The following is a 7,887-nucleotide window of genomic DNA, read 5'->3' on the forward strand; positions in this document are numbered from 1 at the left end:
ACGATCACATGTCGGCTGAATGCTCCGGTGCGCTGTGGACCAATTGCGTTTCTGGTGTGTGAACCAATGCGAGATAGCGCTCGAACTGAACCAGAACGTCGGAGATCAATTGATCTTTCGTCATGCCCATGACATCGTAACCTCGTCCTCCACTCGAAAAATACGTTCTGGCTTCGTAGCGAAACTCAGGTTTTCCCACGGCCATAGCGGAGAAAGCGGGAATCTGGTGCGAGGCTGGCATTATCCCATAAATGAAGTCGCGAACGCCTTCTGCCGATGAACGCAGTGCAATTGAACCATTGTCTTCTGTGGCGACAACGGTGTCGCGTCCTCGATTGTTAAGTTCCGTTGCGACTTCGGAAAGCGCCTTCATTGCCGGGCCTTCGATAAAAGCGGACACTTCACGCTCGGAAGGTGCATGCAGCATCAACGATAACCGGCGTTGCCAGGTCAGGCCAGACGCCGGTTGTGCCGTGGGAGTGGTTGGAATTCCCGCATGTGCGACCTGTTGGGCGAGGTCGGCCCGCATCCCTTTGAAGAGCGACCAGACAAGAACGAGAATGACGATAGAAAATGGAAGTGCGCTTGCAATCGTCACAGATTGAAGTGCACCCAATCCACCCGCAACAAGCAGGCTCGCGGCAACAATGCCTTCAAGCGCGCACCAGAAGACCCGTTGAGCGGTCGTTGTTTCGGTTTCACCACCGGCGGCAATGGAATCCACAACCAAAGAGCCAGAGTCTGAAGAAGTGATGAAGAATATTGCCACCAGAATGACCGCAAGCGTCGAGGTCAATGTGGTCCACGGCAAATATTCGAAGAAATGAAACAGGCCGACCGAAACGTCTGCCGCTATCTCAGCGCCCAGCTTTCCGTTGGCAACAGTGGTGTCAATCAGGATTGCGGAATTGCCAAAGACAGTCATCCAAAAGAATGTGAAGCCTGCTGGAATAAACAAAACGGCTGTAACAAATTCGCGCACTGTTCGCCCTCTGGAGATACGCGCGATGAACATACCGACGAAAGGCGACCAGGAAATCCACCATGCCCAATAGAAAAGAGTCCAGGCATCGATCCATGGTGTTGGCTGATAGGCATAAATGTTGAATGTTCTAAGAACAATCGTATCCAGATAAAGCCCGATATTTTGAACAAAATCGCGGAACAGCTGCGAAGTTGGGCCCACGACGAGAACAAACAGCATCAGCAAAATTGCAATCAGAAGGTTCACTTCCGATAGAATGCGAACACCTTTATCAAGCCCGGTGACAACGGATATGGTCGCAAGGCCGGTAATGACCAATATTAAAGGAAGCTGAACCTGCAATCCGATGGGGACGCCCGTCAGATAATTAAGTCCTGCATTGATTTGCGAAACACCCAACCCAAGCGAGGTTGCGATCCCGAACATTGTTCCGACAATCGCAAAAATATCAACAGCGTGCCCAATCGGGCCGTTAATCCGTTCTTTTAAAAGTGGATATAATCCCGAGCGGATTGTGAGTGGAAGGTTGTAGCGATAACCAAAATAAGCAAGCGAAAGCCCCACGACCGCGTAAATAGCCCAGGCGTGAATGCCCCAATGGAAGAACGTCACAGCCATGGCCTGGCGCGTTGCTTCGATCGAGCGGGGTTCCGCTGTTGGTGGGGCCATAAAGTGAGACATCGGCTCACCAACAGCATAATACATCAACCCGATGCCCATGCCGGCGGCAAAAAGCATCGCAATCCACGACATAAAACTGAAATCCGGTGTGGAGTCGTCCGGCCCTAATTTGAGGCGTCCATATCGCCCCAGACTGAGCAACAGAACACTGGCCAGAAAAATCCCAACAACCAGAAGATAAAACCAACCGAAGTTTGCAAGAATACTGTTTTGCAAAGCAGCAAAAATTTCAGCGGCCTGATCTGGAACAATTACACCGATTGCAAGAAACAATCCTATGATAATAATCGAGCCGAAGAATACGGGCGGATTGATAATAAATTTTGCTGGCATTTTCTCTCACAAAATTGGGGCATAAATTCCAAACTTCAAATCTAGGTTTGGCCACAATTTTGTCAATGTGAAAGAGAGTATTTTTTATAGGAATCAAAAATGCATGGCTACATTGTAAAATGTAGAAAATAGAGAATTTTAAATTATAATATACTTATTGCTATAAATTTATATTGTTTAGTTTATTAAATGTATTGATATTTCAATACGAAAATAAACTTTTATAGAATTTTCTTTCGCGATTTTATTGGGTTTTGAATGGCGACTATCTCTGCCTGCCGCGCATGGAAGCCTATGCAAACATCACCCGGCAATGACACAATCAAGCATGTGCGACTTTGATCGTTGTGGTCACGCCATTGAGCCGAATAATCTCATGGCTCCATCCTCGGAAAAGGCTGATGTTCATGCTTGTAAGAAAACTCCGTCGCATCAGACCGCAGTATCTTACGAACCGTATTACGAGAAACATGAAGCTCTCTGGTGATCTTCTTTACCGACCAGCCTTGAAACATGGAAGGCGCGCCGGACACAAGCAATCATATCCACTCTTTTCAACTCCTTACTCCATCTGCTGACTAAAAGTGAGATCCTCGGATGAAATCTAGGGCGGGTTAAATTGAATAAGTATTCGCCCCCTAAAGGGGGCAGTATTCCACGCCGGAACACACCACTGGGGGGGCGCTGGTTTGTGATGTCAGAAGATTTAGGCCTAATAGCTCACAGTGAAGCGCTGCCAGACGTGAGCAGGCGTCTCGATGTCGCCGGCCACAGCGGTGACACCAGAAAGCGCAGCGATCTTGGAGGGGGCGCGGGGAATTGCGGAGACGTCGTGACTGCGGTTGGGGAGCTCGGCCAAGATGCGCGAGCCTGCTTGGCCCGAAGCACCGATTAGAGCGATTTTCATGGTTCTACCCATTGCTGGTCGGTTGCACGGAAGCAGTCAAATCTTCGATCGCTGCCGACAAACGGTCGGAGCCTTGATAGAGAACGTCGCCATTGAGCTGGAATGGCCAACCGTCCACGACAACGTTTAGTTGTGGGACGCCTTGAATGCCCAAGTCGTGCATTCGGGCCTGCGTCGCCTCCATGCGTTCGAGGGTGCGTTGGCGCAGATCGACATCGTTTTTCAAGCGTTCAGAAAACCCTTCGATAGCCAGCTCAAAGCCGTGTTTGCGGGCGACCGCGACGGCCACTTTGGCAACTTCTTCTTCTTTGGCCGTGTCGTGCCCTTCGACATAGCGGGCGATCTGGACCGCATGCAGGAAAGCAGGCTCGAGCGGTGCCTCAAGCTCGCCCAGGGCCTGAAGTGCCAACGTCGCGGGCGCTGAAGTAAAAATACCGGTAGAAGAGAGCAGAACGTTCTGATGGTAGGCCTCTGAGAATGGCTGGCCGGTCAGTGACTGGATACGTTGATCATTGCGCCAGGCATGATCCGATATCGCTGAGACGGGGCGGCTGCCATAGAACAGGCCCGAGGGCATCATGCGCAATGCGCCGGGAAACTTGCCGGCAAGACCTTCCAATGCCGGTGCGCTGGCGTAGCACCATCCACAGAATGGATCGAAGAAATACTGGAGTTCAATAGTATGGGTCATTGCGGTGTCCTTTTGTTTAGGACATATATACTGTTGCGTGGAGCGGAGGTAAGCGGCGCTACTGTCGACACAGTGTTGCATAAAATGAGCGAATGGCATGGACAGGATCACGGCAGCACGGGTGTTCATCGAGACGGTTGAGCGCGGCAGTGCTACGGCAGCCGCCGAAGCTCTTGACATGTCGCGAGCCATGGCATCGCGCTATATCGCCTCTATTGAGGGCTGGTCGGGCACGAGGCTGCTGCACCGCACCACGCGGCAGCTCAGCCTGACATCGGCTGGAGAGCGGGTCCTTGAATTATGCAAGGAAATGGTCCGGATCGCCGACACTATCACCGATGTGGCAATGGATGCGGGAACACCAAGGGGCCGACTTCGAGTTACGGCACCGAGCATTCTGGCCGATGCGTTGCTGATCCCGCTGCTGGCAAATTTTTCTGGTGATTATCCGCACATCAAGGTTGACCTTCTAATCTCCGACCGACCGGTTGATCTTGTTCAGGACCGGATTGATGTCGCCATCCGGATTGCAAACACTCTCGACCCCTCACTTATCGCGAGGCGACTGGGCTCATGCCCGTCACAGCTCTATGCAGCGCCTGCCTACCTAAAGGCTCATGGACAACCCGGCGGTGTGGAAGACTTGAAAGAACATTACTGCTTGACCTATACCAACCTGGGTGGCGCCGAGTGGACGCTGGGGAACGGGCGCGTTCAGATCGCGGTGCCTGTTGCCGGAAGCTTCCAAACCAATGATGCCTTGGCGCTGCGGCGAGCCGCGATCGCCGGAATGGGCATAGCCATGTTGCCGACATTCGCAGCCGATCAGGACGTTCGGGATGGCAAGCTGGAGGTGGTGTTGGCAGAATGGCAGCCGGAAGCATTAGGTATTCATGCACTTTACGCGTCGCGGCAACATCTTCCCATGGCTGCCCGGGTTCTGATCGACTTTCTCGCCGATACCATGGCCAACTAGGTGTTTGATCCCGAACTTTGATGGTGCACTATTTTTCAATGAATGGCAGGAGGCATGATGGGCCAAGTTCTTCATGGGAAACGAAGTGCAAGATACTGTTGACTGGTTTGGATAGCCGATGCAGATCTTATAAGAAAGTAACAGCCGCCAAGATTGGGTAGGCCGCTGGCGGCTATTGGGAACAGTGATTTCACCATGGGAATCAATCGGTGAAACAGGGAGCACGTCGTCGGTGTCCTGGATCTCCTGGCGCGGCTGTTACGTCATTTTTCATTATTGCACAGGCTATTTGTCATGGCAGACGTGTCTTCAGGACCCAAATCGTCTGCTCCCGTATTTGGGTGCATGCCAGACCTTTGCTCTGAAGCAACGGTTATGATTTGTAAATTTCGCATTACTAATATTCACGAAAAATCAAAATCATAAAATGGTTGCTTTAGTAGAAGAGTGATCCTTTTTATTTTAAATCATTAATGTATAATATTAGTAATATAAAATTATATTACAAGTTATTGTAGGTTATTTACGTTTTATATTTACAAAATATTCTTACTATAACATATTTGTTACCAATATTCTGTTGAATGGCCGATGGGCGAGGTTAAAAGGCACAATCGACCAGCATCTCGTTTTGATGGCGCAGGGCGATGTTTTATGCGGGGTGCGTGTCCTCACGCATGTTGAATGAGGTGATCCAATTTGGGCGTTGAAGCTGTCTGTAGGGGGAATGGTCATTTGCGCAGAAAAGCTGGGGAAGCGTCGCTGCGGCGTGTTCGCCTTGCCGTTTGCAGCCCGGGTCTTCTTCATGCCTGCTGCGGCTTCCGCGATGCGCCGCGTGTGTTGTTCTTGCCATCGCTACCGTGTTTTTCTTTAGGGCGGTCCGCATGTCGGGCGGGTCGCCGAACCCCGATTTTCCAGTTTTAGGTTCAACGCTGCCGGGCACGGCGGCGCTTTCAATGCATGTTGAAGAGGTATTGCGCAATGAGCGTCCCATATATTGCTTATAACCGTCGTTCTGTGGCCGCACCGTTGTTGGCGCAGGCCCCCGCTTCGGGTCAGATCGCCATTATGCCCACCCGATGTCTTTCACAGGCCCGCAGCATCCTCAGCGCATTGTCTCTGACACTGGCGCTCTCTGTCTCAAGCCTTGCGATCACAACATATGAGGCAAAGGCGACTGATTATACGACGCAAGTATCAAATCAGGATCTGAATCCGGGAGATACGGTTAATACAGTTACTACGTCCAGTACGGCTGGTTTTCCTTCTTATTCTGTTACTGCGGGAACATATACTGTAAATAGTGCAACAATAGAGATTACTCTTGGCTTAGTGAATGACGTTGCTTCTGCCGTTCTGGCGCGAGGTACTGGCGCTCATGCGATTATAACCGGTTCCATTATTCGTGCTCATACCGGTACTGGGATACAGGCTCAAGGTCTCCGTGCGGATCAAGGCGGCACAATTACTGTCAGTGGCACAACCGTAGCAGTAGATGGTGAGAGCGCAGTCGGCCTAGCGGTGGATGGTGCTGGCAGTACGATTAATGTGAATAGCAGTACGGTCATAAACGTGGCCTCACCGGGCACCGACAACTGGAGTTATGGCGTTGCTGCGTACGGTGGAGCTAGGATGTTGTTTGATGGCGGAGGCAAGGTTGCCGGCACGGTTCTGCCCACCATCACTTTAGGAGTGGGCTCAACAACAAGCAAGGCAGCGTTCGGTGCGAGTGGAGCTTCTACGCTGGAGTTCCGTGATATTGATTTCACGCGGGAGACCCTTACGCTGAATGGGGGGTGGACCGCAGATTCAGCGGATACTAATTCCATAATATCATTCACGCATGGCACAAATGCTGACAACCAGAGAGTTCGTGCTGAGCGCGGCGGGAAACTGGTGTTCACAGACACATCCAGCGCCACGGGCTCCACGTTTCTTATAAGTGATAGCGGTACGGCACTTGATTTTTCCGGGAGTACGTTGGGTACGTTTTCGGTCGGCTCTCTTTCTGGCAACAATGGGTTTGTGACACTTGGCACCAACACGCTTGAAGTAACGGGCAGCAGTGACGATACCTATAGCGGCGTGATACAGGGCACTGGCGGCTTCACCTATAGCGGCACGGGGACTTTTACGCTTGGTGGCGCGAACACCTATACGGGTGGGACCGTTGTCAATTCGGGTAAATTGATTGTCAGCGCCAATGCCAATCTTGGTGCTGCCACGGGAGCGCTCGGCTTCAATGGCGGCACGCTTCTGCTCACAGATAGCTTTGACAACAGTCGTGCGGTGACGCTTGGCACGAATGGCGGCACCATCCAGACGACGGCTGCGAAGACCAACAGTTTCTCGGGCAAGGTGACGGGCACGGGCAAACTAACGAAGACAGGTGACGGCACGCTTGTTCTCTCGAGCACGGCCAGTGACTATACGGGCGGCACGCAGATTGATGGCGGTGTTGTGTCGGTGAGTGCAGACCGCAATCTTGGCGCGACGACAGGTGCGCTCGGCTTCAATGGCGGCACGCTTCTGCTGACGGACAGTTTTGACAACAGCCGTGCGGTGACGCTTGGCACGAATGGCGGCACCATCCAGACGACGGCAGAGAAGACCAATAGTTTCTCGGGCAAGGTGACGGGCGCTGGTAGTCTGACGAAGACAGGTGACGGCACGCTTGTTCTCTCGAGCACGGCCAGTGACTATACGGGCGGCACGCAGATTGATGGCGGTGTTGTGTCGGTTTCGGCCAATGCCAATCTTGGTGCTGCCACAGGAGCGCTCGGCTTCAATGGCGGCACGCTTCTGCTCACAGACAGCTTTGACAACAGCCGTGCGGTGACGCTTGGGATGAATGGCGGCACCATCCAGACGACGGCTGCGAAGACCAACAGTTTCTCGGGCAAGGTGACGGGCGCTGGCAGTCTGACGAAGACAGGCGACGGCACGCTTGTTCTCTCGAGCACGGCCAGCGACTATACGGGCGGGACGCAGATCAATGGCGGCGTTGTGTCGGTGAGTGCAGACCGCAATCTTGGTGCTGCCACAGGTGCGCTCGGGTTTGATGCCGGCACGCTTCTGCTCACAGACAGCTTTGACAACAGTCGTGCGGTGACGCTTGGGACGAATGGCGGCACGATCCAGACGACGGCTGCGAAGACCAACACCTTCTCCGGCACGGTGACGGGCACGGGCAAGCTAACGAAGACCGGCGACGGCACGCTTGTTCTCTCGAGCACGGCCAGTGACTATACGGGCGGCACGCAGATTGATGGCGGTGTTGTGTCGGTTTCGGCCAATGCCAATCTTGGTGCTGC

Annotated in this window: 4 protein-coding genes and 2 pseudogenes; 2 read left to right on the top strand and 4 right to left on the bottom strand. The window is 52.7% G+C overall.

Annotated features, from left to right (window positions below):
* Positions 1 to 4 precede the first annotated feature (4 nt).
* The 4 genes and pseudogenes from ABE530_RS17620 to ABE530_RS17635 form a co-directional block, all read right to left on the bottom strand.
* The gene (locus tag ABE530_RS17620) at positions 5 to 1,999 is read right to left on the bottom strand and encodes a BCCT family transporter (protein ID WP_499695404.1); all 1,995 of its coding nucleotides are present in this window, start codon (positions 1,997 to 1,999) and stop codon (positions 5 to 7) included.
* A 425-nt stretch (positions 2,000 to 2,424) separates the two neighbouring features.
* Positions 2,425 to 2,542, bottom strand: a pseudogene (locus tag ABE530_RS17625) (helix-turn-helix domain-containing protein); the annotation flags it as partial.
* A gap of 205 nt (positions 2,543 to 2,747) precedes the next feature.
* A pseudogene (locus tag ABE530_RS17630) lies at positions 2,748 to 2,906 on the bottom strand (NAD(P)H-binding protein); the annotation flags it as partial.
* A 4-nt stretch (positions 2,907 to 2,910) separates the two neighbouring features.
* Positions 2,911 to 3,597, bottom strand: coding sequence for a DsbA family protein (locus ABE530_RS17635; RefSeq protein ID WP_499695405.1), 687 nt, complete (start codon positions 3,595 to 3,597; stop codon positions 2,911 to 2,913).
* A 97-nt stretch (positions 3,598 to 3,694) separates the two neighbouring features.
* On the opposite strand from ABE530_RS17635, the gene ABE530_RS17640 reads away from it, so the two are divergent.
* Together ABE530_RS17640 and ABE530_RS17645 are read left to right on the top strand one after the other, a co-directional pair.
* Positions 3,695 to 4,573 (top strand): LysR family transcriptional regulator, encoded by an 879-nt coding sequence (locus tag ABE530_RS17640; protein ID WP_499695406.1) that lies wholly within the window; start codon positions 3,695 to 3,697, stop codon positions 4,571 to 4,573.
* Between the two features lie 981 nt (positions 4,574 to 5,554).
* Positions 5,555 to 7,887: beta strand repeat-containing protein (locus ABE530_RS17645; RefSeq protein WP_499695407.1), on the top strand; the 2,333-nt coding region annotated here is incomplete at its 3' end.

Source organism: Brucella sp. TWI559 (assembly GCF_039674265.1).
Lineage (GTDB): Bacteria > Pseudomonadota > Alphaproteobacteria > Rhizobiales > Rhizobiaceae > Brucella > Brucella chromiisoli.

What these genes read in the sequence shown, in the direction of transcription:
- ABE530_RS17620 (WP_499695404.1), bottom strand. Translation starts at nt 1,999, where the DNA reads ATGCCAGCAAAATTTATTATCAATCCGCCCGTATTCTTCGGCTCGATT.
- ABE530_RS17635 (WP_499695405.1), bottom strand. Translation starts at nt 3,597, where the DNA reads ATGACCCATACTATTGAACTCCAGTATTTCTTCGATCCATTCTGTGGA.
- ABE530_RS17640 (WP_499695406.1), top strand. Translation starts at nt 3,695, where the DNA reads ATGGACAGGATCACGGCAGCACGGGTGTTCATCGAGACGGTTGAGCGC.